The organism is Bdellovibrionales bacterium (genome assembly GCA_041662785.1).
GTDB lineage: Bacteria > Pseudomonadota > Alphaproteobacteria > UBA9219 > UBA9219 > UBA8914.
Map to the genome: position 1 here is coordinate 12,472 of JBAZRW010000007.1, position 26,418 is coordinate 38,889.

At 55.6% G+C, this 26,418-nt stretch carries 28 protein-coding genes and 1 pseudogene; 2 read left to right on the plus strand and 27 right to left on the minus strand.

Annotation, left to right across the window (positions count from 1 at the left end; all coding sequences use genetic code 11):
• Positions 1-13: 13 nt before the first annotated feature.
• Both hpnH and WC612_06200 read left to right on the plus strand, forming a co-directional pair.
• Positions 14-1,243, plus strand: coding sequence for an adenosyl-hopene transferase HpnH (gene hpnH / locus WC612_06195; protein ID MFA6280365.1), 1,230 nt, complete (start codon positions 14-16; stop codon positions 1,241-1,243).
• A 486-nt stretch (positions 1,244-1,729) separates the two neighbouring features.
• Positions 1,730-2,110, plus strand: coding sequence for a hypothetical protein (locus tag WC612_06200; protein ID MFA6280366.1), 381 nt, complete (start codon positions 1,730-1,732; stop codon positions 2,108-2,110).
• A 19-nt stretch (positions 2,111-2,129) separates the two neighbouring features.
• On the opposite strand, the gene panB is transcribed toward WC612_06200, so the two are convergent.
• From panB to WC612_06335, 27 genes and pseudogenes are all read right to left on the minus strand, one after another.
• On the minus strand, positions 2,130-2,975 hold the full coding sequence (gene panB, locus WC612_06205) for a 3-methyl-2-oxobutanoate hydroxymethyltransferase (GenBank protein ID MFA6280367.1): 846 nt from the start codon (positions 2,973-2,975) through the stop codon (positions 2,130-2,132).
• A complete protein-coding gene (locus tag WC612_06210; GenBank protein ID MFA6280368.1) occupies positions 2,953-3,624 on the minus strand; it encodes a hypothetical protein in 672 nt (223 codons plus the stop codon). The genes panB and WC612_06210 overlap by 23 nt, the downstream gene beginning before the upstream one ends.
• A gap of 6 nt (positions 3,625-3,630) precedes the next feature.
• Positions 3,631-5,604, minus strand: a complete 1,974-nt coding sequence (gene shc / locus WC612_06215; GenBank protein MFA6280369.1) for a squalene--hopene cyclase — start codon at positions 5,602-5,604, stop codon at positions 3,631-3,633.
• A 243-nt stretch (positions 5,605-5,847) separates the two neighbouring features.
• Positions 5,848-6,888 carry a methyltransferase domain-containing protein gene (locus tag WC612_06220; GenBank protein ID MFA6280370.1) on the minus strand — a complete coding sequence of 347 codons (1,041 nt, stop codon included), beginning with the start codon at positions 6,886-6,888 and terminating at the stop codon, positions 5,848-5,850.
• A 97-nt stretch (positions 6,889-6,985) separates the two neighbouring features.
• On the minus strand, positions 6,986-7,396 hold the full coding sequence (locus WC612_06225) for a holin family protein (protein MFA6280371.1): 411 nt from the start codon (positions 7,394-7,396) through the stop codon (positions 6,986-6,988).
• Positions 7,397-7,495: 99 nt separating this feature from the next.
• Positions 7,496-7,981 (minus strand): lysozyme, encoded by a 486-nt coding sequence (locus WC612_06230; protein MFA6280372.1) that lies wholly within the window; start codon positions 7,979-7,981, stop codon positions 7,496-7,498.
• A gap of 36 nt (positions 7,982-8,017) precedes the next feature.
• Positions 8,018-8,293 (minus strand): hypothetical protein, encoded by a 276-nt coding sequence (locus WC612_06235; GenBank protein ID MFA6280373.1) that lies wholly within the window; start codon positions 8,291-8,293, stop codon positions 8,018-8,020.
• On the minus strand, positions 8,293-8,634 hold the full coding sequence (locus WC612_06240) for a DUF2793 domain-containing protein (protein ID MFA6280374.1): 342 nt from the start codon (positions 8,632-8,634) through the stop codon (positions 8,293-8,295). Before WC612_06240 ends, WC612_06235 begins: the two co-directional genes overlap by 1 nt.
• Before the next feature lie 223 nt (positions 8,635-8,857).
• Positions 8,858-12,283 carry a phage tail protein gene (locus tag WC612_06245; GenBank protein ID MFA6280375.1) on the minus strand — a complete coding sequence of 1,142 codons (3,426 nt, stop codon included), beginning with the start codon at positions 12,281-12,283 and terminating at the stop codon, positions 8,858-8,860.
• Positions 12,284-12,311: 28 nt separating this feature from the next.
• Positions 12,312-12,713: an NlpC/P60 family protein gene (locus WC612_06250; protein MFA6280376.1), complete on the minus strand. Its 402-nt coding sequence runs from the start codon at positions 12,711-12,713 to the stop codon at positions 12,312-12,314.
• Between the two features lie 127 nt (positions 12,714-12,840).
• Positions 12,841-13,683: pseudogene (locus tag WC612_06255) on the minus strand (DUF2163 domain-containing protein).
• Positions 13,683-14,309: a DUF2460 domain-containing protein gene (locus tag WC612_06260; GenBank protein ID MFA6280377.1), complete on the minus strand. Its 627-nt coding sequence runs from the start codon at positions 14,307-14,309 to the stop codon at positions 13,683-13,685. Before WC612_06260 ends, WC612_06255 begins: the two are co-directional and overlap by 1 nt.
• Positions 14,310-14,656: 347 nt before the next feature.
• On the minus strand, positions 14,657-14,986 hold the full coding sequence (locus WC612_06265) for a head-tail adaptor protein (protein ID MFA6280378.1): 330 nt from the start codon (positions 14,984-14,986) through the stop codon (positions 14,657-14,659).
• Positions 14,983-15,573, minus strand: coding sequence for a head-tail connector protein (locus tag WC612_06270; protein MFA6280379.1), 591 nt, complete (start codon positions 15,571-15,573; stop codon positions 14,983-14,985). Before WC612_06270 ends, WC612_06265 begins: the two co-directional genes overlap by 4 nt.
• Before the next feature lie 78 nt (positions 15,574-15,651).
• Positions 15,652-15,897 (minus strand): hypothetical protein, encoded by a 246-nt coding sequence (locus tag WC612_06275; GenBank protein ID MFA6280380.1) that lies wholly within the window; start codon positions 15,895-15,897, stop codon positions 15,652-15,654.
• Positions 15,894-16,877 (minus strand): hypothetical protein, encoded by a 984-nt coding sequence (locus tag WC612_06280; GenBank protein ID MFA6280381.1) that lies wholly within the window; start codon positions 16,875-16,877, stop codon positions 15,894-15,896. Before WC612_06280 ends, WC612_06275 begins: the two co-directional genes overlap by 4 nt.
• On the minus strand, positions 16,877-17,236 hold the full coding sequence (locus tag WC612_06285; protein ID MFA6280382.1) for a hypothetical protein: 360 nt from the start codon (positions 17,234-17,236) through the stop codon (positions 16,877-16,879). Before WC612_06285 ends, WC612_06280 begins: the two co-directional genes overlap by 1 nt.
• Positions 17,237-17,469: 233 nt before the next feature.
• The gene (locus WC612_06290) at positions 17,470-18,705 is read right to left on the minus strand and encodes a phage major capsid protein (protein MFA6280383.1); all 1,236 of its coding nucleotides are present in this window, start codon (positions 18,703-18,705) and stop codon (positions 17,470-17,472) included.
• Between the two features lie 265 nt (positions 18,706-18,970).
• Positions 18,971-19,546 (minus strand): HK97 family phage prohead protease, encoded by a 576-nt coding sequence (locus WC612_06295; protein ID MFA6280384.1) that lies wholly within the window; start codon positions 19,544-19,546, stop codon positions 18,971-18,973.
• Positions 19,547-19,887: 341 nt separating this feature from the next.
• The gene (locus tag WC612_06300) at positions 19,888-20,169 is read right to left on the minus strand and encodes a hypothetical protein (GenBank protein ID MFA6280385.1); all 282 of its coding nucleotides are present in this window, start codon (positions 20,167-20,169) and stop codon (positions 19,888-19,890) included.
• Between the two features lie 73 nt (positions 20,170-20,242).
• Positions 20,243-20,527 carry a hypothetical protein gene (locus tag WC612_06305; protein MFA6280386.1) on the minus strand — a complete coding sequence of 95 codons (285 nt, stop codon included), beginning with the start codon at positions 20,525-20,527 and terminating at the stop codon, positions 20,243-20,245.
• A gap of 19 nt (positions 20,528-20,546) precedes the next feature.
• Positions 20,547-21,197, minus strand: coding sequence for a colicin E5-related ribonuclease (locus WC612_06310; GenBank protein MFA6280387.1), 651 nt, complete (start codon positions 21,195-21,197; stop codon positions 20,547-20,549).
• A gap of 4 nt (positions 21,198-21,201) precedes the next feature.
• Entirely contained in the window at positions 21,202-22,383 is a 1,182-nt protein-coding gene (locus WC612_06315) for a phage portal protein (GenBank protein ID MFA6280388.1), read from the minus strand.
• Positions 22,384-22,771: 388 nt separating this feature from the next.
• Positions 22,772-24,022 carry a terminase family protein gene (locus WC612_06320; protein ID MFA6280389.1) on the minus strand — a complete coding sequence of 417 codons (1,251 nt, stop codon included), beginning with the start codon at positions 24,020-24,022 and terminating at the stop codon, positions 22,772-22,774.
• On the minus strand, positions 23,964-24,473 hold the full coding sequence (locus WC612_06325; GenBank protein MFA6280390.1) for a hypothetical protein: 510 nt from the start codon (positions 24,471-24,473) through the stop codon (positions 23,964-23,966). Before WC612_06325 ends, WC612_06320 begins: the two co-directional genes overlap by 59 nt.
• A gap of 676 nt (positions 24,474-25,149) precedes the next feature.
• Positions 25,150-25,737 (minus strand): DUF6456 domain-containing protein, encoded by a 588-nt coding sequence (locus WC612_06330; GenBank protein ID MFA6280391.1) that lies wholly within the window; start codon positions 25,735-25,737, stop codon positions 25,150-25,152.
• Positions 25,738-25,890: 153 nt separating this feature from the next.
• On the minus strand, positions 25,891-26,274 hold the full coding sequence (locus WC612_06335) for a hypothetical protein (protein ID MFA6280392.1): 384 nt from the start codon (positions 26,272-26,274) through the stop codon (positions 25,891-25,893).
• Between the last annotated feature and the right edge of the window lie 144 nt (positions 26,275-26,418).

The window sequence follows — 26,418 nt, forward strand, 5'->3', positions numbered from 1 at the left end:
AAGGAAAGTGCCCGTGTCCGTACCCCTTCGCCAACAATTTGATGTCGCCCTTTATATCCTCAAGCAAAAGTTGAGTGGTAACAAGCGCTATCCGCTCGTTCTGATGCTGGAGCCTTTGTTCCGCTGCAACCTCTCATGCCCAGGCTGCGGCAAGGTCGATTATCCGGCAGAAATCCTCAATCAACGCCTTTCGGTTTCGGACTGTCTTGCGGCGGCGGCGGAGTGCGGCGCACCTATCGTTTCCATTCCGGGTGGTGAGCCGTTGGTTCACCGTGACATGCCCGCGATTGTCGAAGGCCTGATCGCGCAAAAACGGCACATCTATCTTTGCACCAACGCGCTGCTCCTTGAAAAGAAGATCGGCGAATACAAGCCCTCCCCCTACCTGACCCTCTCTGTCCATCTGGACGGCGGCAACGACGACCACAACCGCTCGGTCAACCGCGATGGCGTTTATGAGATCGCCGAACGCGCGATCAAGCTGGCGCTATCCAAAGGCTTTCGCGTCAACATCAACTCGACGCTGTTCAACAACGCCTCGCCCGAACGCATGGCCAATTTCTTTGACCATATGATGGAAATCGGCCTTCATGGCGTCATGCTTTCCCCGGGCTATGCCTATGAACGCGCGGCGGATCAACAGCACTTCCTTAACCGCACAGCGACGAAGAACCTGTTCCGCGAGATTTTCCGCATTGGCCGCGCCCGCCGCAAACAAGGCCTGCCCAAGTGGCGCTTTACGCAATCCTCGCTGTTCCTTGACTATCTATGCGGCAACCAGACCTATGAATGCACACCGTGGGGAACACCGACCTATAATATCTTTGGCTGGCAAAAACCGTGCTACCTAATCGGCGAGGGCTTCGTCAAAACCTTCAAAGAACTGATGGACACGACGCCGTGGGATCAATACGGCACTGGCCGCTATGAAAAATGCGCGGACTGCATGGTACATTGTGGGTATGAGCCGACGGCAGCGCAAGACGCCCTGCAAAACCCGCTCAAATCCCTGATCGTCGCGTTGCGCGGCCCGCGTACCGAAGGCCCGATGGCGCCAGAGCTAGACACCACGAACCAACGCCCCGCCGAGTACGTCTTTTCCCAGCATGTGCAGGAAACCATGGACGCGATTGCCACGGGCAAAGCCCGCACGATCACGGACGATGGCAGCGCTGCCTCGGACGATAGCTGTGACGGCCACGGCGCTTGCTGCTGCAGCTGCGGGTGCGACGGGAAGCGGTAACCTCTTTTGCAAATCAAAATAAAAAGGGCGGGCGACGTTTTTACTTCCCCGCCTTTTTCTTGACGACAGATATCCATATAGTCGAATCATACTAATGAACCTATGGACACCCACCCATTTCCGTCATCGCGAGGGGGCGTCTTGTCCGGCGTAGCTGCGAAGCAGCGAAGACGGAAGCCCCCGTGGCGATCCATCTCCTGAACATTTCACCATCATCCCTGTTGCAATGTTCAGGAGATGGACTGCCGCGTCGCCTTTTCAAGGCTCCTCGCAGTGACGGCGGGTAGCATCATGGAAATTAAGGGTTCGACGATAAATCTCACGACTGAAAAAGGGGATATTTTTTTCGCAAGTTAAAACAGTAAAATAAGTCGTGAAAGCAGTAACCTTTTTCTAAAAGGGACAAAAAACATGCCCCAATTATGTCCCACTATAGCCACACTTATCTGTTCAGATTCATTGTGATCAGAAAAAGGAGGGACTCTTATGACAGCCGCTATGCCACAAACCGCCGATCAAGTGACGAAGCCCGTTTCTTGCCAAAAGTGCGCCCATGTTGTTCGCCCTTCGCTTGTTTTTCGCGCGGCAAATTACCTAACTTACAATGATGTCCTCCCCCCTCCCGTCTGCGCGGGTTTTGGCAACGGCATACGCACCAAGAGGGATAAACATTTGGAAACGGACGAAGGCATACTAAGGACAGTCGTGATCCGCTTAGCGCCCTCTGGCAAAGCGACAACCCGTATTGTCTCCAAGGGCAAACCGCTCTCTTGCAAGGATGCCAATTTCGATGGCCAATGCCCTAATTTTGAGCGAAAAAATCTACGCTTTCTTCCCCAAACCCTAAAACTGCTGATTATCGGCTAACAAAGGGCGGGGGAAGTTTTTATATCCCCGCTTTTTTCTTGACCTGCGGATAGCAATGAAGGTCGCGGTCGGGGAACGCGCCGCCGCGCACTTCCTTGGCATAGGTCGCGGCGGCCTTGCTGACCTCTTTGGCCAAATGCGCGTACTGCTTCACGAACTTCGGCTTCGGCCCGCTTTCGCCCAGCAAACCCAGCATATCCTCGGCCACCAGAATCTGCCCATCGCAATCGGGGGAGCCACCAATGCCGATAGTGGGGATGGCGACGCCCCGCGTGATCTTACGCGCCAACGGCTCTTCCACCGCCTCAATCACCAGCGAGAAAGCGCCCGCCGCTGTGATCGCCATCGCGTCGTCCATAATCTTTTTGCGCTCGACGTCTTTACGCCCACGAGCGCCATAGCCCCCCAGTACGTTGACGGATTGGGGCGTAAGGCCGACATGGCCCATCACGGGGATGCCGCGCTGTGCCAGAAAGGCTACCGTCTCGGCCATCTCAACGCCGCCTTCCAGCTTCACCGCGCCGCAGCCTGTCTCCTTCATCACGCGGGCACACGCCTCAAACGCAACTTGCGGCGATGTTTGATAAGAACCAAAAGGCATATCGACGACAACCAAAGCCTTAACCGAGTTTTCGACAACAGCGCGGCCACCTTTAATGACATCCTCCAACACCACGGGCAGCGTGCTTTTATAGCCCATCTGCACCATGCCCATGGAATCGCCAATAAGCAGCATATCGACATGCTCATCCAAAAGACGCGCCATCCACGCGTTATAGGCGGTCAGGCACACCAGCTTCTCGCCGCCCTTACGCGCCGTGAACGCGGGCGCAGTCATACGTTTAACGGTTGCTTGCAGGCTCATGATACACCTCCTTCAAAGCTGTAACAGCAAAGCGTAAAGAGCGCATCGCCAAAAACGTATTGTAGCCAAGGCGCGTTAGATCGAACAACTGCGCGGGCGTTTTCTTGATCGATTGCCACACGGCGCTTGTATCCACGCCGCCCTCGGCGGTGAGCGGCAACAAGGCCGCAGGCGGTAAATCCATATCAAAGGGGTCACTGACCGCGCGAATAACATTGAACGGGATTCCAGCCTCATGCGCTTGACGCGCAACAATATGGCTTTCCATATCCACGGCCATGCACGCGGTGCGGCGATAGATCATCGCCTTATCCTGCGCCCGCGCCGCGATCCGATCGCCGCCCCAAAACGAAACGCATAAGGCGCGAGGAAGCTTGTCAACCAAGGATTGATACGCCGCGCCATCGGCCTCCCACGCATCGCCAAGCGCCATCACGCTTGTGCCAAACAGCAAATCGCCCGCGACCAAATCGGGACTGACCGCGCCGCACAGGCCAAAGCTGATAAGCCGCTGCGCGCCTTGATCGATCATGTGGCTTACAAGAGCTTTGGCACGATCATGCCGCGCGCCACTACACCCCACCATCACGTCAGGGATCTTGTCCGCGATCACCGCCTCGCTCTTCATGCCGCACAAGATTCCGATCATGGCTGCCTACATCCCCACCATAACAGGGCTAACGTTGCCCTGCTTCAAGTTGCGATACCGCGCAAGCGCCCACGCGGGGAAGTACGCCTTATACCCGTGATAGCTTAGGTAAAACACGCGCGGGAACCCGACAGCGGTATAATAATCCTCTGCCCACGTTCCATCGTCCTTTTGCGTTGAGGCCAAATGCGCCACACCCTGCGCCACGGCCTGATGATCCACCTCGCCCGCTGCCATAAGCGCGAGCAAAGCCCACGCGGTCTGCGCAGGTGTGGACGGGGCGCCCTCGCCCTTCGGCGTGCCCGCGTAATAGCTTGCGCCGCTTTCGCCCCAACCGCCATCGGCTTGCTGCCGCGCCAAAAGCCACGCGACCGCGCGGCGAACCATAGGATCCTGATGATCAATGCCAATCGCGTTCAGGGCACACAAAACCGACCATGTGCCGTAAATATAATTCGTGCCCCAACGGCCAAACCAGCAGCCTTCTGGCTCTTGATCGCCGCGCAAATAGGCAATCGCGGAGGCCACCGCCGGATGATCCTTTTTATAACCCAGTTGGCCCAGCATCGACAGGCATCGCGCCGAAACGTCTGCGCTGGGCGGATCTAGCAAAGCGCCATGATCGGCAAACGGAATATGGTTCAAATAATAATATGTATTGTCGGCATCGAACGCGCCCCAGCCGCCATTCTTTGATTGAAGGCCCAGCACCCACTCCACAGCGCGATCAATCACGGCGCGATAGCGATCATGGTCAAGGCGATCCATCGCCATCACGACAACGGCGGTATCGTCCAGATCGGGATAATACGCATTATTGTACTGAAAAGCCCAACCGCCAGCCCTCACGTTAGGACGCCATGAGGCCCAATCCCCGACGACATCCAGCACTTGCTTCCCCACCAGCCAATCGCACGCCTTGATCGCTATCGCCTTATCAAGTCCCGCTTCCTGCACCGCATGCGCCGCCAGTGCCGTATCCCACACGGGCGAAAAACAAGGCTGGCAATAGGCGCGGCGCTTACCGTCATCGATCACCATCAAATCAATCGCCTTAAGAGCCTGCGCAAACAAAGGGTCATTATGATCAACGCCCAGCCTGTCCCACATCATAACAGAATTCGCCATGGCGGGGTATATTGCGCCAAGCCCATCAACACCGTTCGCCCGCGTCTTTACCCACGCGGTCGCCTTATCAATTGCTTTTTGGCGCAAGCCTTTGGGAAAGAACGGCTCGACCAACCGCAACAGCGCATCCACAACGCGAAAAACAGGCACTAAAAAAGAGCCCGAAGGATTTGACTGCCAATTTTTGACGCTTTGGGGCGGCGTCACGAAAAGCTCGTCAATCGTAATGCCGTCCGGATTCTTCGCCAGCGGCTTGAGGGCGCACAAAACGAGCAAAGGCACGATCACGGTGCGCGACCAATAGGCAATCTTGTCCAAATGAAAAGGGAACCAGCGCGGCAGCAGCATAATCTCGACAGGCATCACGGGAACGGCCTTCCACGGAACCGCGCCGAAAAGGGCCATCTGAATGCGCGTGAAAACGTTACTCTTCGCCGCGCCGCCATGCGCCAAAATCGTGCGGCGAGCGTTGATCATGTGGCCCGCATAGATATCCTCGCCTGTGCATTTCAAAGCGTAATAGGCCTTGACGCTTGCGCTCATATCAAACGCGCCGCGATGGAACAAAGGCCATCCGCCATGCTCTTCTTGAATATCGCGCAGGTAAGTCGCCATCCGCTTATGCAAGGCTTTTTGATCGGACGTCAGCCGCCCCAGAAAATGATCCAGTAAAATGTATTCCGCCGGAATCGTCGCATCGGCTTCCAACGGATAAACCCAGTGGCCGTCTTCTTTCTGCGCAGCAGCCAAAGCCTCAACGCTTCCGCTCAGCGCTTTTTGCAAAGCGGCATCACCGCCCGCCAAACCACCCGCTACGGAGCCACTCACCCCACCCGTCATTCCTGCCGTCATTTTTTCTAACCTTCTTATTCGGACTGCTAAAACAAGGGGTTCGCTATAGCACAAAAGCCCCCGAAAGCCGAATCCTGAATGAAGAATAATTGTGGGGGCTGAGGCAAGGCCTCAATTATGTTAGCTTGCGGCGAAAATGGTGATTTTCGAGAACCGGAGCGCAGCGTACGTTAAAGTACGTGAGCACCGGAAGCGCAGAAAAACGACATTTGCAGCCCAAGATAACATAATTGAGGCTTTGCCTTAATACTTAATGCCATAAAAACGATAGTATTTCAGCCCATGCCCAAGCGCCGCGAGGCGGCGCGACCAAAAATCAACCTCACGCACCACAGTGCGCTTTGTATCCACATCCGGCACGTTGGTTCTCATATAGGGAACCAGATCAACAAGACCTGCCAGAATATTATTCTTGTAAAGGGCCGTCTGATCCTCGGCGATGCGCAGATCATAGCCCATGCCCTTCCATGTTTTGATCAATTCCAACTGCGTTAAAGGCGCCATCGCCTTCTCGCGTTCCAACCACTTCACGATAGCGGGCTTCTCCCGCATAGAGGGGTTAAGAACAAAGTCGGTAAAAACAATCTGCCCTCCGCCATTCTTTAAACTGGCATCGACCGCCTTGAAGAACTTTTCCTTGCCGACGACACGGCAAAAAACTTCGCGCGCAATAATGCAATCATATTTACGGGTCGCGCTATACTCGGCAGGATCATAAAACGTAACAGGCGCTTTCTTGCTTTTCGCGGCGGCAATCGACATGATCATCCCACGCTGCGCAAGGGTTTGGTTCGCCTCTAAGCCCGTCACATAGCACTTATAATCCTCGGCCAACTTACGCGCCATATCGCCAAGACCCGCCCCCAGATCCAAAACGCTCGCTTCATCATTCAACCCCAACGGCGAGGCCAAAGCGTCGATATAGGCAGCGCCCCCAGGAAAAGAGCTTCCCGCACCCCACATCACTTCCATAACTTGAATGCGATCCGCCATCCAATCACGGATTTCCTCCGTTGTTTCCGCGCCGGCCATACCGTCCTGAGCGGGTGGAACGACAAAGTCGGCAATATCAGCGGTACGCGAAACAGGCTTGGCGGGCGTCGAGGCCTTGCGCGAAAACAGCCCCTTCTTGTCCAAGAAAGAAAAGAGCCCCCCCTGCGCTTTACCGCGCGGCTTCGGATCCTTCCAATAATCACGGGCAAGCCCCAACGCCGCGATACGCACGCGAAGCAACCGCGCCTGTAGCACGGGATTTTCAATAAGACTTGCGATAGGATTGCCCATGGCAAAGAAAACAGCGGTTGGATCAGTTAAGGGGAAACCCCGACGATTCTGGCATCCTAAAGCATTAACCACAAGTTGAGAATCAAAAAAAGAGCCCTTATTTCTTCTCCGGCCCCTTCCATTTTTCAAAGCTTCTGGCACCGGTATAGCCCAAATACCCCATGCCAAACAGATTGATAATGGGTTCTGGCAGGGCCTGCAGCCACGCCTTAAAGCCCTCTGTCACGCTTTTGGCAACTTCGGGCTCAAAAGCAAACAGCACGCCCATCGGCAGCGAGGCCAGCAACAGGACGTAAATCACGTACATGAACGAAGGCCGTGCGCGGCTTGTCCACGGGTCGGTGCTTTGCGCCTCGGCCAAAATGGGCGACAGTTGCGCCTGTATCTCTTGCAAGGCTTGCTGCCCCTCTTGCTGCATAAGCTGCAGCTTGGCCTCGGCCCGCGCCTTTTCATCGGGAATCAACTTATCAAGTAAAGAAAAAATCGGTGTAATAAGAGCTTGCCACATCGTGTGCCTCCGTTTGTTTAAAAAAAGCATTCAGCATTCAGGATTCAGCATTTAGGGAAGATAGCTAAATGCTGAATCCTGAATGCTGAATCCTGAATGCTAACGCTTTCGCCATAACGCCCCTTCGGCAGCGCGGCGGCGGGCAAGGCCGCCCAGTTCCTCGCCATTGCAATGCACCCACCGGTTTAGCTGCGCGGGGACTTGCTCGTACCAACCGCGATTAAGCAACTTCAAAAGCGTCGATCCATCAAACGCTGCAACACCGACGTTAAAGACAAAACTCACCAACGCGGCAAACTCGTTATCCTCAAGAGGCACTTTGACAAGCCGCGCAACGGCGCGTTCGAACACGTTCAAATCCTCTAGCAAAAGGCGGTTAGCTTCGGCCTCATCAATCACCATGGTCGGATACGTCGTGCGCGTGTGGCCATAGCCAATCGTCCACAAGCCTTTGGGACAACGGTAAGCCTTCAAATGCAGGCCTTCATAGTTTTTGATCAGCGTAAGCCCAACCTCGTTAATGCGCCGCGCCATCCACGGCATCGCGCCCAGCGCCCTGCCTGTCGTCTCTCCAAGACCTTCCATAATCGCTCCTTATAAAAATGAGTTAGAAAATAACCCCTACTTCTCCCCGATCCGTTTTTCGATCCGCTCAAGAAGGACGGTCTGGGCGGCGACCCGTTCCTCGATCCGCGCGAGGCGTTGCAAGACCATCCCCGAAGCATCGTCCACTTTGGCTACGCTGCCCTCCAGCCGCTCGACCCGCTGCTCGATAAAGGCCTTGTCCCGCGCCTGCGCCGACACCCACCAGATCGCGCCAGAGCCCTGCACCAAAATCGTGATCAGCACCGCAAGCGGCAGACCGCGAATGATCCCGTCATGCACTTCGAATTTCATCACACATACCCCCCCAATAAAGCCCATGCGCTGCCGTTGTAGGCATAGAACTTGCCATCGGCCTGCGAGAAGGCGAGCCATCCAGCTTTGGGCGCTTTAAATCGCCAGCCAGAGAAATAAAGGGCGACTTGCCCAGCCTTGCCTTCCCATGCGCCCGTGGGCGAAGGCCCGACGATATAGGCCGCGCCGTCTGCGGGTGAAGCAGGCGGCGCATTGATCACCCTGCTGATAACCGATAGTTGCGCCATCACGTCCAGATCGCTGATCGCTTCGTTGTGCGTGATTTCCTTTTGCGCCTGTGAAGCGACCAGATACGGCATGTCCAAATTTGGTGTTGTCATGTTTTCCTCCATAATGGTTGTTAAAAAAGGGGTCAGAGTTCAGGGGCTAGCCCCCCCCTTCGTCATCCCCGTGAAGGCGGGGATCCAGAGAACTGGGCGATAAACTTAAGTGTTGAACCCCCTGGACGCCCGCCTTCGCGGGCATGACGCTAAGGGAAAGTGTCAGCCAACACTTCTTACTCTGAACTCTGAACTCTGAACTCTGAACTCTGAACTCTGAACTCTAACCCCTAACCCCTAACCCATACGTCGCGCTGACCTGCGCGACGCGCACATCAAACAACGCTGGAATAACGCCGCCCCAGTCCGCCGTCTGCATCGCTGCCGTATAAACAACGGACGTCGCACCTACGACATCGAAAGACCGCATCACGGCCTCGCCGTTCATCACGTGGGCGACATAGCGCTCCTCGCTTTCGTCCAAGGGCACATCGATATAGTCCACCCACGCCGCGTTTTTGCGGGCGCACCGCACCCACGATAGAGTAGCGTCGCTACCTGCGCCCCCCGCCCGCACGCACCGCACATGCGCGGGCGCAAGAGGCCTTAGCGTATTCAATCCATACGCAAACGGGATATCCTGCGCGAAGTCCAAAGACCCGCCATCCGATACCGCACGGAAATGCACAACCTTATTCCTATCCGTCAGCGCGGCGGGGAGAAACTGCAATGCGGCCTCTTGCAACAAGACAAACGCTTCGCCGACCTGATGCGCCGCCGCGTCCGTCCCGCGCCGTCCCCGTAACAGGCCTCTCAACTCATAAAGACCTTCTTCCATCAACGTGGCGGTTTGGAACTGCACAATCTCCTCGCCAAGGAGCGCCACATTCGCACCGTTCATCAACTCAGCCTCGCTGCAGCTGCTTAAAGAGCCGCGCAACAACTGCACGCGCACAGCGCTGACGCGATCCGTCACGGCAACAGGCCGCACAGGCAACGCCGTCACCGCAACGCCTGTCACAGCAGCCTGCGTGATCGTGGTCACGCGCGAAAAGCTCACCTGATCCTCGCTACGCCACAGGCTTGCGCCGCGCCAGCCATCAAGGCCGCTAACGGCGACATAAACGCCCGCCTGATCGTCCACGCCGCGCAGCAACGGCAAGTCCATCAAGCACAAAACGCTAGGCACAAAGCTGGCCGCCCCGCGTGAGGTGCTGTCCGCGCCACCATCCGCCACAGCCAGACGGCCAAACGAATCCGGAACCGCCGCCACGCCGTCGATTTGCAACAAGCCGCCTTTTTGACTGACGCGCAGCACGCGCACGCGCGTTTCGCCAAGCGTTACAATATCGCTAGGCTCAACCGCCAGCCAACGCCGCGACAGAAAGAAGCGATAACGATCCCTCTCCACCCACGCGGTATAAAGCAGCCTTTCGGCAATCTGCTTGGCTTTGCTGGCCGTACACACGACGGGCACTTCCACCTTCGCCACAGCACGCGTACCACGCGGCGCGCCCCGCCGCGCCCGCTGGCTGCCGACCTCATAATCGCGCGAGGCATCGTGATAATCGCACGTTACCTCAATCGGCAGATCAAGCTCCTGCGCTCTTTCCTGCGTCAGCAAAGGCGCCTCACCCTCATCCATGGCCGCCAACTCACCCGCCGCCACGCTAATCGACGCGCCGCCACCTTGCTTCACGGCAATCAGCTGACAGCCGCGCTCAACCAAATCAAAAGGCTCCACGCTTTGCAAAGGCGCCAAAGCCCCCGCCGCGCTCGCCTGATCCGTCAGGGCATAGCCATCAATCACCGCATCGCCCACCAAAGCCGTCACGTCAAAGTCGCCGCTGTCATAACCTGCACGCTTTAAAATCGACGCGACGATAGAGTCCAACGCCGCACCGGTGCTGCGCCGCTTAATGATCGCAAGGCTACCCAACGTGCCGTCATAGCCAACATTACCCGTCACCAAAAACCGCGCGGCATCAATGACCGCCGCGCCAAAAGCGTTGCTGGGCACACTCGCGCCTTCCACCAACGCCGCATCACGCGTCAGAGAAAACGTACCATCATCCAGCGCGATTTCGCTGAAACGATAATCATTCTCTAGCGCGGGCCTGTGCAGGATTCTAATGGCGCTGCCCGAAGCCATCGGCGCGTGACAGGCCGCCGTCCCCATCACAACGCTGGTGATCACCTGCCACGGGCGCGTGACAGTAACACTGCTCAAACTCGGCACAAACGTCATCATTTGCATGTCGATTGCCGTCAGATACAGCAAAGCCCATTCGTCCTCACCACACGAAAGCACCCGCACCTGCATCCCGCTGCCGCTACCGACATCAAGGCCACTGGCAATCGTAATGGCCTCGCCCACCACGAGGGCGTTATCCACCCACGACAGAAAACGCCCATAAAACGCGGTAAAATTGGGGGCACGGTCGCCCATCATCATCATCGCGCCGCTACCCAACGCCTTAAACTGCGCATAGTAAACAGGCACGAGCAAAGCCGCGCTACCCGCGCCCCATACATCAAAGAATCCCTGATCCGCAAGGGCGGAGCCACTACGCAGCAGCACGCGCACGCCGCGCTTGCCGTCCTGCTGATCCATTACCGCCAGATGATGCGCATCCAGCCAGATCATCCCCCTCTCTTCGACCGCGACCATGTTAAGGGTTAGAACGCTGCCAAAGTTACGCGTCGCGCTATCGTACACCCTTACGCGAAAAGGATTCCCGCCCGCGCTGTCCTGAAAACCAATGGCCACCATCCGGTTATCTGGAGACATCGCCCAGCTTTGCGCCGCAACTTCCTCGCTGGCAAAAACATCACTTGTCGTCCGAGCCATTTCTACGGGAGCCTCGCCCGTCACATCAAACTCAATCACCTCCATATAGGCTTGAAACCCGTCACAGGCATAACCACCAATCAGCATCCGCCTTGCGCTGGCCGCGCCACCCTCTGTCACGATAGGCGGCATGCCACCCTGCTTATTCGCGACGATGCCCAGCATCGTTTGCGGGTTGACCTCGCCCAAAAACCGAGGCGTTTCCTGCACGTCCTTGGGCAGCACCTCAAACGTCAGATTGGAAAGGCGATTGCCGAAACCCTTTAGCTGCAAGCCCTCGAGCACCAGATACGCCATGCCGCGATAGGCGGGCGTCAGGCCCGCACCAAGCCAGCCTTCCAACAACGGATCGACGGCCTGATCCGCTGCGCCGCCGTGAAAGCTGGCGCTACCCACAACGCCACTGACCCACGCGCCATCCGCATAAATTACCTTGCTGTCCGCCCAAATCGTTTGCAGGCTGCCGATCTCGCCCGCCGCAATCGCAATCGCGACATTGATCGAATAGGTATAGGTCGTGCGCATCGCGCTAAACGCGCCGCTGATCACACCACCTTTGCCGCCCGATACGTTGCTTTTATGCGCCGTCTCGATCAAGTCCGAGGCCCAGATGACATTGCCCGCCACGCGCATTTTCCCGTAAACAACAGGAATCGCGATGCCATAGCGCGAGTCCTGCACCTTGAAATTCTCAAGCCTTACGCCGTCCTTGACCGCCGCGCTGCTGCTCCACCCTATCGCGTTGTCAATCGGCCCGCCAACCTTGCGCGCCAGCGAACTTAAAAGCCGCCCGCCCACACCGGGCACAATCGCATTACCAACAGATGACGCGACGCTCGATAAAATAATCGATGCCATTGTTTACTTCCTTTCAAAAAAAGAGGGGCTAGTTTCTGTAAATCCCCACCAACCGCCGCTGCCAGTAATCGCCGATGTTCGTTTCCACCACCTGCCCTGCCACCGCAAAGGCGTGAATCATCGTCTTCCCGCTGGTTGCCAGCGCGACATGCTGAGGTTGATGGTCATAACGAAAAAGCAAAATGTCGCCCGCCTCAATCATGGCGGAGGCTCGCCTCATACCGTGTGCTTCCAGCGCAGCAATAAGCGACGTGCCATCGGGTCTGCGCCCATAATCAAGGCGGTCACGCACGGGCCTCCCCACCGCTTGCATCGCGACGACAATTAGGCCGATACAATCCAACCCTACCCCCACCACGCGTCCTTGATGATGAAAGGGCGTGCCTAAGCACGCCCGCGCTGCCGCAATCATTGTTTTGTTTTCTGTCATTATGCGTTCCTTTAAAAACCTAAGAATTCCGTCATCCCCGCGAAAGCGGGGATCCAGTTTTCTTTTTAAAAATAAACGGGATGCCCGCTTACGCGGGCATGACGCAGTAGAAAAACAGACCACCCCCTTACGCCGGATAATCCAGCACCTTGCCCACACCGGGCAGGTACGGAAAGCCGCCGTAATTCGCGCCGTTATTGAACCTTGAGCGGCACGTCGCATAGCGCTTATCGCACCCCGCCGCGCCCTAATATGCATCACCCGCCACAATCGGCGAGCCCATAGGCAGCCACAGCGTGAACGTCTTCGATGGCAAATCCCACGCGCTAACCTCCACACTTGCGCCCTTATTCGCGCCGCTCGTCCACGTCAGTGTCGCATCCTGAAAATACCCGCTCTCCTCGCCACGCGTTGCATCCGTAAAAGTGCGCTCATCGATCACACTGCCCACAACGCCGCTCACCGTTAGCGCGGCAAGGTTCACGCCGCATCGCGCCTCACCGCAGTCATAACGGCATTCGGGCGTGTACGTTTCACCCACGCGGCGCGTCAGCAAATCGTGTAGCCCGCGCAAGCTGGCCACATATTGCCCGCCGCGCAGAGCAACCTCCCCCAGCCAACCGCGCCTCACCTGCAAAGCGCCTTGCGAGAGGTCGGCCCAGTTGACGACAAACACGTCAATGCGAGCATGATCAAAAAGACCTGCCTCAATCTCTGCCGCTGAAAGAGCCGCGCTATCCAGCAAACCCACGACATCAAAATCCTTGACCTTCATGTCCAGCCGTTGCGTCAACGTGCTTGATGACAACGCGCCGTCGGATTTGTACGTCACGTCATCCACACTTAAATCGCGGTCATGATCCGTAAACGCGACGACAACGTCATCGCGCCGCGTGATTTTCACAAGGGTCGCAAGCGTCGTCACCTCGCCCGCCAGATGAGCGGCCAACGCCGCGCTGATTTCTTTCATCACACCCTCACTTCGATTAAAGGAATCTCGGCTTGCGTCAGCTTTTGATCCTCATGCGTCATCGTTAGCCTGTCCGTGTCAAAGCGCACGGGCACATCAAACGCAAAGCCCGCCGTGATCGCCGCGCCGCTGGCCGGAGCCTGCGCGAACGTAACCACACCCGTGGTCGCCTCAACGCTCCACCCCGTCTCATGCAAAACGCCATCCACGCCGATCAAAACGCTACCCTCTACGGGCTTTCTGATCTCGCGCGCATGGATCACGCCGCCACTGCCATAATTTTTGACCAGCTGGAATTGCGTTTGCGACCCATCGCCCACACCAATCGCTTGATCCACAAACGTTAAAGCGCTTACGCCATCTATGGCTGAGGTAAAATCGCTCCAATCCTTCAAGCGAAACCCGCGCGCGCGACCCGCCCTAGCCTGAAAGAATGCGGCCAAAAGAGAAGCATCCGCCGCTGTGACCACACCCGTTCGCGCGTCAAAGCGCCGACGCGCCTGCGCCCAGCATTGGTTGCGCCGCTCATGCCCGCTTTGTGTGGTCACAACGTCCGTTAAAAATTGTGGCCCGCCGCTCGCGCCATAACGCACGCGCAGCGGCAACCTGACTTCATCGAATGACATTTTTTTCTCCTTTAAAAATAAGTGGCAGAGTTCAGGGGTCAGAGTTCAGAGTTCAGGGGGGATTGCGCCCCCCATCGTCATCCCCGCTTTCCCCTTTTTGTCATCCCCGCGAAAGCGGGGATCCAGAGGACTGGGCAATAAACTTGGGTGTTATGAAGAAAAAAAGATCAACAAGGCGCTTTTTTTCATTTTTTTTGAGTCATGCGCTCGCTATCGCTCGCAGCTGGATCCCCGCTTCCGCGGGGATGACGCACAGGATAAATGTCAACCAACACTTCTTACTCTGAACTCTGAACTCTGAACTCTGAACTCTGAACTCTGAACTCTGAACTCTGAACTCTGCCCCCTCACAAATACCTCACCTCTTCCAAATACAGAGCGACAAGGCGCTGCCGATCATCCACCTCGCGCACAAAGCGGATGATGAAATACCGATCCTCAAAAGCCAGCCGTTGCCCCAGTTGAAACGCAAGGTTTGAGCGATAACGCGTCACAACCTGATGCGTGATGTTTTCATCTAGCGCGGCGCGATAGCCTTTGGTATAGGCATCGAGCCTCCCCCAGAAACTACCGACCGTTTGCCACTGGCTAAGGCTGCCGCCGCCTTGATCCCCCGCTATCAGCGTCTCGCTTTGAAGCAGGAAGGGCACGCGCATCGCGCCGACACGCATGCTCATAAAACCCCCAAGCGCAAAGCACGATAGGGAGCCAGCAACGCCTCAATCGTCAGCGGAGTCTTGGCAATCGTCTCGCCCGTGATGGCCTCGCCGCGATGCTCGTACCAGTGCGTTGCCAATTGCAAAATCGCCAGTTTGATGCCGTCCGGCACGTTTGTGCCATCCGCGCCATAACCAGCGGTGTATTCGATGACCATGCCACCGACATCGCGGGTCAGCGTTGGCCAGCTTGCTCCTTCACGCAAAACCAGACGCGCGGAATCGCTGCCAACATCAACATAATAATTTGCCGCGTCCCATAGGCTCGCCGCATCCTCTTCGTCATACAAATACACATGGCTCACGCCCAGCGCAGGCGCGCGAGGCAACTCAACAAAACGTTTGCTGGGCGAGGCCGAGAGCGACAAGGCCCAGCTTTGCGCGATAAAAGCACGGCGCGTGTAATGCTCGCACCACTGCCGCGCGGCGCGAAGCAAGCCTTCTAAAAGCGCATCGTCATCATCCTGAGTAATCCGCGCATGCGCCTTCACCTCGGCCAAAGTCACCGGCTCCACCAAAGGCGGCGTTATCAAAATATGAGAAATCATTTTGTTTAATCCTTTGCTGTTAAAAAAGGGTCAGGAGCAACCCCTGACCCCTGACCCCTGATTTCTGAATCTTTCCTTTTACAAAAACACCCCAACAACGGCCTCCCCTTCCGCCGCGCCGCACGCCTCGACCTCACCAAAGGGTGGGATGGGGAACACGCTGCGAACACAGGTATAAAAATAATCGGGATCGCCAGCCGCAGGCATTTCTTGGGTAGCGGCGATCCCCTGCGCCACAGGTATCATTGTAGTGACAAACCCAGAAAGACTTTCCATAGCCTCGCGGCTTTTTGATTTTAAATAGGTGTCAATAAAGTTTGTCATTGTGTAATCCTTTGTAAAGCGATGTTGTCAAGAGCGCGATTCCAATACTGGAAGCGGCGCAGATAAAGGGTTGGGATATACGCCCCCCCCACTCTGTTCCCCAAAGCCAGACAGGTTATCGAACTGGGCAGACCAGCCCCGCCCAAAGTAGAGGACCCATCAAGCACGCCGTTAAAACACATAGAATTAGAGGCCGTCTTATAGGTTAGGGCTTGCTTGGAAAGAGAACCAAGGCCAAGCGCGCCAGACGTGCCAGCGCTCGTTTTAGACACTCCGGCGGCAACAAGGATCCCTTGTGCGTTTATTGTCGAAGCGGAGAAAAACGTCGCGATAAGGTTGTTGGTCGTTCCGTCGGAAAACGCGGCCGTATAATTGTTTCCGCCAGCGGCAGCCCCATTTAAAACAAACTCCACCAAAAAGGCCCCCTGCGCCACGTTAAACCAAGGAAGGCTTATCGTTGATAAAAGATCGGCGGCGCGCGTGGCGGCGCTCCCGCTTGTCGTGATAAAGGACGTGGCAAAAGCGCCAGCCTCCAGCTGCGCTTTTTGAACGTCACCCGAAACGGTTACCGTCAACGTGCCCGCGCTAGGCGTAAAGGTATAGGCCCTGCGCAGCGGATAAGAACCGTTACCGGCGACCGTCGCGCTATGCGCGCCAGAAAGGACAAGGCTCCCGCTTCCATAAAACGACACCGTATAAACTTGCGCCGTAACGGTGATATTTTGTGTGGCAGGAGCATTGCTGTTTAAAAAAACATTCTGCCGAGACGCCTCGATCAACAAGCCATTTGCTTCATGCGTCACGGGATCATAATCAAAGCGCGGTTCATTCGCGGCTGCGCTCTGCATCACGCCAGAGCTGTCAAACCGCGTCGCGGCGGAAGCCCGCGTGAACGTCAGGCCGCTTGGCAAAGCGCTGCCAAGAAACGACCAGTCGATCACGGGCTTGCCGCGCTGCCGCATGATAATAAGCGGCATCATTAGACTGACCGCAAAACAAGCTGAACCGCTGCCGCAGCTATTTGATTGACGGGCGCTGCCGCCGTTCCCGACCGCACCTTGATCATCGAGATTGCGGCAAAGGTCACGGGGTCAAGCGCAATGGCGCGGCTGGCCGCTACCGTCACGCTTACTTCGTTGCCATTGGCATCGTACAGATTGCTCCAGCTTGTGCCACCGTCGTAAGAAACCTGAAACGTGATCCCCGCCGCCGTCCACGCGGCAGGCATGACAAGCCCAAAAAGACGCAAGCCACCAAGGTTGACCGCGCCCGACAACGCCGCGCCTGCGGCAATGGTGGCCGTTTCTTGCGAGAGCGTATTCACAACAAAATTAGGCATTCGATGTTCTCCTTATTTATAAGTAATTTAAAAAAAGGTTCAGGGGTCAAAGGTTTAAAAAAACGCCGTCATCCCACCACTCACCCTCCGTCATCCCCGCTAAAGCGGGGATCCCGTTTGTTTTCTTCACTATTGCAAAACCAAATGGGATGCCCGCCTACGCGGGCATGACAGACAGGAGTTATGGCTATCAAGGTTCTTTACTCTGAACTCTGAACTCTGAACTCTAGTTTTTATGCTGTTGCGAACTTCAGAACCTTGATCGCATCAAAGTTGACGACATCGCCGCCGACGCGTTTGCTAGATCTGAACTTCACGAACGGCGCGGCAGTGTACGGATCGCGCAGAACTTGAAGCCCGATGCGATCAACAATCGTGTAGCCTTCCGCAAAGTTGCCAAACGCGACCGACAAGCTGCCCGACGCAACGGATGGCATATCGTCAGCCAGCATGATCGGATAGCCAAGCAGCGTTGCGGGCGTGTCGGCCTGCAAGCTGGGCTGCCAGATGTAAGCGCCCGTACCGCTTTCCTTGAACTTGCGGACAGCATCGACCACGCTGCGCGGCATCAGCCACGTTGCCTTGGGCAAGTAACCGGCCTTCAGCTTGTTCATCAGACTAATCAAAACGTCCGCGCCATAGGATGAGGCAAAAGCGCCATCCGCACCGGTCGCAACATGCTCCATCACGCCCCATGTGCGGGTCGCATCGGACGTTGCCGCCGTCGTATAGCTAAGGAACCCGCGAGGCTGATTGACGCCATCACCACTCACGAAGGCAAGGTTTTCCTTTCTTGCGAACGATGAGGCCACGCGCCCGACCAGCCATTCCTCGACATTCAAAACCGAGTCATCCAAAAGCTTTTGCGTCGCCTTAGGTTGAGCATACAACTCATGCGCGGGAATACGGATGCGACCAATCGTGCCTTCATCCGTATCGTTGCGCGTGGCAAGCTCGGATACCCATTGAGCCTCAGCCTCCGTCGTATCGCGCAATATTTCTACGGCGTCCGAAGAAATGCTCATGACGGTGGCCAACTGACGCATAGGCGTCGTGTCAAACTGGCGCGTGACAATGCGGCTCGACAAATCCGTCGGCAACAAATACCCGCCCTGCTCATCTGTGGTTGTGCTCATCGCCTTAAAGCTGGCCAACTCTGGCTCTACGCCTTTGGTGATATAGCGCATAAAGGCGGCCTTGTACTCGCCGTCCTCGCCTTGCGCCTCTTTCGGGTCAAATCCCGCCGCCGCCGAAGAGGCTGGACGACGAAGCACCGTTTTCACACCCGACAAATCGTTTTGTAATTTGTTTAAGGCATCATCCATGCGACCCAGTTTTTCGGTCGTAATTACGTCCGCGCTACCTTTGTTTTCAATCTCGGCAAGGCGCGTATCGTTTACGCTTTTGTATTCTTCAAACGCGCGCGCCAGTGTTTCAGCGGACGATTGCACTTCATTCATATCAATCATTCATAATTCTCCTTGTGTGTTGTTAATTTTAAAAAGGGACTGGGGACTCGGGACTCGGGTTTAGAAAAAGGAAAACAACCCAGCCCCCTTCGTCATCCCCGCGAAGGCGGGGATGACAGCTGCGAGCGATAGCGAGCGCATGACTCAAAAAAAATGAAGCAAGCGCATTGTTGATCGTTTTTTCCTCATACGCCGCGCAGACGCGCGGCGCTGGATCCCCGCCTTCGCGGGGATGACAGCTTTTTGCCCTTTAGCACCCCAGTTTCTATCCTCTCCCCCTCAACGTCCTTGCGGCTTTTTTAAGCCGCGCCGCCGCCTTCTTCGCCGCCACCTTGTCGCTCTGCCGTTTTTTCGCGGGCGCTTTGGCGGGTGGCGCTTTCACGCCGCTGACGCGCGCGGCGTCATTGGCGGGAAAGGTAACCAGCGAGACTTCGAACAAATCAACCTCTGTCAAAATCTTCGCCTTCTTTTTGCTGTCGATGCGGCTGGTCACCACGCGATAGCCGATGGAAAGACCCGTCAGCGCTTTCATTTTAAGCAGCTCATACGCCTCCATCCCCTTTTGCGTGCCCAGCGCCAGACGGCCATGAACAACAAGGCCGCTGGCATCCTCTGCCATCGCGATCCAGAGCCCAATGGGCTGGGTTGGATCGTGCATCCACAGCATGGCGGGTGCGCTATTTTTCACCCGCCATTTCGCAAGCGTGCGCGTAAACGCGCCGCGCTCCACGATTTCGTTTTGGCTATCCAGCTCACCGAACACGCTGGCATAGCCCGTAAAAGTTCCGTCCTGCGCGATGGACTTAATCTCCATCGCACCGGAAAAATGATGTATCGTCATGTCCTCTCCTTTTTAAATTGACCCCAACAAAAAAGCCCCGCGTCACCGCGAGGCTTTTTATTGTTTACCCAGTTCTTCGCTTCATTCTTCTTTTTCAATGCAAACGCCTTGAAGCCGCCCCATGCCCTTTGAAGCAACAATGGGACAAACTCGAAATTTTCCGTCTATATTCTCAAGATCGACCAAGTGACGCGATAAATATTTCTACAGTCTTCGCAACATTCATGACTTTCTCCCAAAATATGAAAAACAAATCCATCTGCTTATTGAGATAGTTTTGATGGGTTGAAGTTTTCCCCGCTTATCTGCAAAATCTCCTGCGTTGGTATTGTCAAGATGACTTATAAGGAAGAGAACTCCTTTGACAATGTATAAGATCCCGAATCTTCACGTTTTGCATTGGCGCGCAGAATTATTTTTCCTGTCGTCAAACTTGTGATCTTATCACACCGAACGACGCTGCCAGGCAGAAACTCCCACGTTTCATCCTCAGGATCATAATCTGGCGTTGGCAATATCTTGTACAAATCATTACCCAAGGGGATTGCCTGCGTTGGCCTCAACGTCGGCGTCCCTTCATCACAAAGAGGAACAAAAACTGTTATCGTTTTTTCTTCTGACATGTAAGCCACCTCCCTTATGGCCACTGACGGTTCGGCGTAAAATTCTCCCCACCGATCTGCAAAATCTCCCGCGTCACTTTTTTTGCTGTAAATCATCACTAAGGTGAAAAGAACCATCCGGCATGCGCACTTCACGAGCTCTTAAAACCTTCTCTCCTGTCGCCGAACTCACAATTTTATCGCACCTCACCACTGAACTAGGCAAAAACTCCCACGTCTCATCTTCAGGATCATAATCTGGCGTTGGCAATATCTTATATAAATCGCCGCCCAAAGAGATCGCCTGCGTCGGCCGTAAGGTTGGGGCCCCTTCATCCAAAAGAGGAATATAAATCTTGACGGTTTTTTTATCATACATTAGCACATCTCCTACAGATTTATGGTTTGTTAGCAATAAAATCATCCCCGCTTATCTGCAAAATCTCCCGCGTCACTTCATCACGAACGACAAACTTTCCTGTTCTATGGTTCTGGTATCTTATAGCAAGATTCTCAGGATGAACCTTGTTAGGTGAAGGATACTTCTTTCCAAGCTTAATTGTCTGCGTAATTTCATCTGGTGTCCAGTTTCGTTTTTCCATTTGGTTAGCCCAACGCTTAGGGGTTTTAAATTGACCAAGGGTCCAATCTGCGCCCCTCCTGTTGACCGCAATAAAAGCTCTTACCGCACCAAGGATTCGAGGAACCCTTAAAAACGGCAGCAATAAAACTTCTGGATACACCGGCTTTAACGGCGGATCGTCAATGTCCGATCCATCCAGAAAGGGGCTAGCATGACCGCCGCCAACCCCTCCGCCGCCGCTTCCGCCCCCCGCATCAACCCACTGCCCGCCATTGGGTTGCCCCGATGGGGCGCGGGGTTGATCGGGACGATACTTTGCGGCCTCCTCGCCCAGTGCCTTAAGCCGCGCCGCAACGCTAATGATTTGGATCAGCCTTGGCGGCACGCGGCCTTTACACAAGTAACGATCAAAAGCCAAATGTTGCGCCTCGCTATGGATCGTTTTTATTTGTTGCCATGCGTCCATCTTCCTACCCTTCCATCGGCTCATAGCCCAGCGCGGCGCGTTTTTCGTCGATGGTCAGGAAGTCCACCTTTTGCAGTTTGTCCCACAAAACGTCGCGGCGGACGGTAAGCGCGCTGATCTCATCGCGATCAAAGTCCAAAGACAAATCCTTACCGAACATCGGCACAAGCCAATGATCGAAGGCTGCAATAAGCCTTGACAGAAGCGGCAGCACCGTCTCCTCATAAAACGCTAGCCTCGCCTCGGCCATGTTCGCATAAGTCTGCGAGCCTTCGATGCCGATAAGCTGCGAAGGGACGCCAAACGCCAGCGCAATATCCCGCGCCGCCGCGTCGCGCCCCGCCAGCCAATCCATATCCTTGGGCGAAAGGCTCATCTCACGCCAATCAAGGCCGCCTTCCAAAATCAAAGGCCGCCCCGCGCCGCGCCGCCCTGCGAAATGCTGATCCATCTCATCACGCAGGCGCGAAAGCTGATCATCCGACAAACTGGCCGGCCCTTCCTTAGGCGCAAAAACCAAAGCGCCCGAAGGCCGCGCCCCTTGATTCAAAAGCGATTGGTTCCACGCGCTGGCCGCGTTATGTTGATCGACGGGCAACATCGCGGCCTCTAGCGGCGCCATGCCATACCAATCATCTAGCGGATGAAAATGCTTTAGATGCAAAATGCCGCACTCGCCCGTAATCGGGTCAGCCATCCACCGCGCCGTGCGACCATCTACCGTGTATTCATAACCCGCAGGCAAGCCGCTCGCACTGGGGATCACCTTCATACGGTCGGGCCGCAAAATGTAAAGCTCTGTCGGCGCTTTTTCATCGTCAGGCCGCACCGCCTCGATATACGCATTGCCGGATGTTTCCAGATTGATGACAAGGCTTTCCAAAAACGACACGCCGTCTTGCACCGGATTGGGATGATCAAGCAGCGCAAGCAAAGGATGATCGGCCAACTCCTCATCCGCCGCGTTGTAAAGAAGCCACGGCACGTTCGCGGTGGCGCTGGCGATCATCGTGGCGCAGCGATAAGCAACGACGTTGCGGCGAAAGCCTTCCTCCACCAGCGCGTCATAACGGCGCGGCGTCCATTTGGGCTTGCCGATATGGCTAAACGCCACCAGCGGGCCAGCGGCACTCATCTTCGTATTCTTAGGACGCACGAAAGGCGTCACGAGATCGCGTAATCTCATGCTTGGTTACTCCTTTGTTGGTTGTTAAAAAAAGAGTTCAGAGTTCAGGGGTCAGAGTTTAGAGTTTAGAGTTTAGAGTTCAGAGTTCAGGGGTCAGGAAAAGCGTGTTGCCTTCCCCCTTGCGGGGAAGGAAGAAAAATCTTGGCGTTACGGAAGTAACGCCTTAGATTTTTCAGGAAGGGGGTTACGCTTTCTCGCTCTTTTTTTTGTAACCCCTTACCTGCAAAAACTAAGGGATTGCCTACGGCAAACCCAAGTTTTTGCTTCCTCTCTCCGGCTACGCCAAAGGCTTCGCCGGACGCAAGACCCTGACCTTGGCGAAGCTGCGTAAGCAGCGTAGACAGGCCGCAAGTGGAGAGGCATCTTCCCCGAACTCTGAACTCTGACCCTACAATTCCCTAATCCTCGGCTCTCCACGCCTCACAGGCTCACTCAATTCTGTAACGGCCCAAACCATCGCGTCCACGCGGTCGGGCGATTTTTTTGCCACACCCTCCGGCGTGAAGCGCGTCATCTGATCCTCTAATTGAGGAAAAGAGCCAACGTGGCAAACACGCTCCTGCTCATACAGCGCGGCGACGGGCAAGGCACGGTCAACCTTGCCGCGTATGGCCCGCACTGGCTTAAAGAAAATAGACGGCATAATCTGGCGTAGCAGACGCTCCACCAGCTCGCCGCCCGCATTGGTTTCAGCGACAATCATTTGGGCTTTCTCCTTCTCATACAGTTGAATAACGCGCCGCGCCCAAGCCTCGGGCGATTTGCGGCACGACCAGTCGGCCAAAATATAAATCCGACCATCCTCGCCAAGGCCAGCGGCGATGATGCCCGTTTCGTCGCTGCTCGCCCTGCTGCTCATGGCAGGATCGACCGCGACAATCACGCGAACCAACGGAGGGCGATCCCGCACGCGGGTGGCGTCGATGGCATCGCGTAGCCATAGCGCGCCTTCCGTATCCTCTAAAATCTCGGCGTTCAATTCTTGGCGACCCAGACGCGTGCCTTCAAATTGCTTCTTCAGTTGCGTCAACATCACGGCGGGCAGATTGTCCGCATTGTCGAATGTCGTGCCGCGCGTTAGCCTAACGTCCTGCCCTTCTCTTGCGATCAGCTCGCGGAGCGCCTTGGTATTGCGCGGCGTCGTGGTGACGATCACGCGTGGATCGCGGCCAAGGCGCAAGCCGAACCACATCTGATCCAGCGCGGCGGCGCTGGGCCACGCGCCCAGCTCATCGCACCACACGCGGTGATGTTGAGGCCCACGCAGCCGCTCTGGCTGGTCGGCGGAATACAGCTTGATCCGGCTACCATTGAACAAAACCAAATCGCCGGTTGAGCGATGCCACGCGGCCACGCAAGCGGGTGGCAGGGCGCGTAGCAAGCCACTTTCGCCCTCCACGCACACATCCCGCGCATCGGCAAAGGTCGGCGCGATCACGCCGATGCGGCTGCCCGCGTTCCACAGCGCAAACGCCGCAATGTCCTCCGCCCCCGTACGAGTCTTTCCCCAACCACGTCCCGCCAGAACCAACCATAAGCGCCACTTCCCGCGAGGCGTCAGCTGATCGCGCCGCGCCTCTTTAAGCCACCTTGCCCGCGCGACGAACGCGGCCAGATTTGGCGGCGGCAAGAGAGACAAGAAGGGCGCACGCTTCGTCGATGGCGGCAGCGCGTTCTTCTTCCTCGTGGCGACTAGCTTCATCGTTGTTACCATCCTTTCTGTCCATTTGTTCCATCAGCGCCTTGGCCGCCGCAATGCGAACAGAGCCGCTTTCGTTTTCGTCCAAGAGCGTCATCAAAACCTCACGCACCTGCTTTTTAATCCGCGCCGCACTACGCGGGACGGAGGGCTTAGGTTTTTTCTTTTCTTTGGATTCCGTTTTTTTCTTTTGTTTTGGTTTTGCACTTGCTTTGGGTTTTAGGTTTGTTTCTCTTTTTGGTTTTGCTTTTGGCTTTGGTTTTGCCCTTATCCCGACCTCACCCCCACCTCCGTCATTCCGCGCGTAGGCCTTGGCATCAGCCAAGGCCGAAGATGCGGAATCCGATTTTAGTTTTGTTTCTCTTTTTGGTTTTGCTTTTGGCTTTTGCATAATCTCTCCCCTTTACTATTCTCTCCCGCGTTATTCCCTTCCCATCGTCATTCCAGCCCCTCCCCCTCCGTCATCCCCGCGAAAGCGGGGATCCCGTTTGTTTTAAATGTCTATCCGTTATGACCATGGCGACTTGTTCTTCTTTGCAAAAAAAGAAAACTGGATCCCCGCTTTCGCGGGGATGACGCAATGGGCGTAACGGAAAGCACGCCCCTCTTTCCGCCACCTTTCCTCCGCCCAACAAAAAAGGCCTCGCGTTGCCACGAAGCCCTTCTTTTCCCCGAATCCTAAATGCCGAATGCTGAATCCTAATTCCGGACACAGCTCCGCATGGCAATGTCAATATCACAAGCGAATCCCTCATGTCAAGTGAAAAATCGAATTATTTTTAGATTTTTCTCATTTTTTCTGTTGCTGGTTAACTAAGTAAACTTTTTGTTAACAGAATCAACGAAAGAATGGTACTGTCTTAACGGTGTCCCCACCCGATCTTGGGCGGCGGCAAAGCTTTTTTGAGGGTTCTATGGTCGATTCCATCGTAGGCAACGCAATGCGTTCGGTGCTTCAGTCGCAAAATCAGGCGCAAAGCGGGGGCATGGTTGCGCTTAAAAGCAGCGCGAAGGCCACGGACGCCATCATCGACCAACTTCAACAAACCGTTGAGCAGGGCAAAGCCCTAATGAAGCAAACGGCGATGAGCAAGATCGCTCCCGCTTCCAACCTGCCACGCGGTAGCCTCGTCAACATCCTCGTCTAGGCCGCTGAGGCCATAATGCAAAACCAGTTTCGCAAGGCCGACCTTAAGGAAGGCCTCATGCTCTGGCGCGGGCATCTCATCACAACAAGCCGCCCCAACGACAACATCAATCAACGCGCCGCTTACTGATTTAACCGCAACGCGCCAGCGCTGGTACGCCTCCTCTTGCTTGTCCGAACGGTCACGAAACGCCGCCGTAACAGAAAAACCCAAAGGCGCGGGGTTATAGCTGGCGACCAAATGAGCGCCCATCCCCGCCGCCAGAAAGTCGGCGCGAAGGCGCAGCGCGGCGTGACGCTGCAAAGACGTGATCACTTTTTTGATATGCAGCACGTCAAGGATGCTCTCCTCAACCGTGCGCGCGTGAACGCCGCCTTCTAAATTATGCTTGATCGGCTCCAGCATGCGGCCCGCATGTTGCCAGCGCTCTTGTGGACCAAGGTCGCCAGAGGTTGTGGGAATGTTAAAACGCAAATCGGAAGAAACGGGACGGCGGTAGTGAGCCATGAGGCCTCCTTCTCAAAAAGAATGAAAAAACACAATGGACGGCACAATAATGGGACTATTCCCGTTTGTCCAGAGATTTTTCCGCTGCACTGCAGCATAAAAAACGCCTGAAGAGGGCTCTCCCCTCCTCAGGCGGTTTTTAAAACGCAGTCCTTATTGATCAAGGATAGGGGACGGCTCCTGTATCTTTTTCTTTTTTTGCTCGGGGCGAAGGAAGGCCGGCTCAGGCGCTTCTGGGGAATGGGGCTTGGCCTGCGTAAAATGAAAAGCGCTGCCCGTCCACCCTGCCAGAAAAGAAACCCCATGTGCGACGCCAGACAAGCCCCTAATCAAAAGCGTATCGACAAAGGCTGTTGACGCTTGCAAGACATTGTTCGAGGTGCGCCCCAAATCGCAGCCTGCCGGATGGGTTTGACAAATCTCGCGATAGGCTTCCTGAAAAGGAGGAGCCTTGTTGATTTCTTTCACGCCCCACGCCACCGCGTTAAGAAGGGCAACACCAACAATTGTTTTTCCGATAAAGGTAGAAACTCTCATGCTAATAATCCTTATGGTTTATAAAAAACGCAGCCATTTATAGCACAGGATTTTTGAAACCAAATCGACAAAACAAGGTTAATGCACAAGAAAACGCCGAAAAGAGTCCCCTCTTTCCGGCGTTTTCTTAAGTCCAGCATGACC